Source organism: Pandoraea commovens, assembly GCF_902459615.1.
Taxonomy (GTDB): domain Bacteria; phylum Pseudomonadota; class Gammaproteobacteria; order Burkholderiales; family Burkholderiaceae; genus Pandoraea; species Pandoraea commovens.
On sequence record NZ_CABPSA010000026.1, the window covers coordinates 1 to 611 of the forward strand.

At 59.4% G+C, this 611-nt stretch carries 1 protein-coding gene; it reads right to left on the minus strand.

The annotated features are described in order from the left end of the window. A partial coding sequence (locus PCO31010_RS26520; protein WP_150666872.1) for a GTP-binding protein occupies window positions 1-605 on the minus strand: 605 nt, incomplete at its 3' end. Between the last annotated feature and the right edge of the window lie 6 nt (window positions 606-611).

Sequence of the window (611 nt, forward strand, 5' to 3'; positions counted from 1 at the left end):
ATGTACGAATCCAGCGCGTCGGCCAGGTTCATGATCGCGACTTCGCCCAGTTCGCCCTTGTCGCCTTCCAGCGCCAGCTTGGCCGAACCCTTGATGATCGGGGTATCGTCGCCCGGGAAGTCGTACTTCGAGAGAAGCTCGCGCACTTCCATTTCGACCAGCTCGAGCAGCTCGGCGTCGTCGACCATGTCGCACTTGTTCAGGAACACGATGATGTACGGCACACCGACCTGACGGGCGAGCAGGATGTGCTCACGCGTTTGCGGCATCGGGCCGTCAGCTGCCGAGCAAACCAGAATTGCGCCGTCCATCTGGGCAGCACCGGTAATCATGTTCTTGACGTAGTCGGCGTGGCCCGGGCAGTCAACGTGTGCGTAGTGGCGCGTAGCCGTTTCGTACTCGATGTGTGCCGTGTTGATCGTGATACCACGTGCCTTTTCTTCCGGCGCCGCGTCGATTTCGTCGTACTTCTTGGCTTCGCCGCCGAACTTGGCCGACAGAACCGTTGCAATAGCAGCCGTCAGGGTGGTCTTGCCATGGTCAACGTGGCCAATGGTACCGACGTTCACGTGCGGCTTAGTCCGCTCGAATTTTTCCTTTGCCATTTCCGA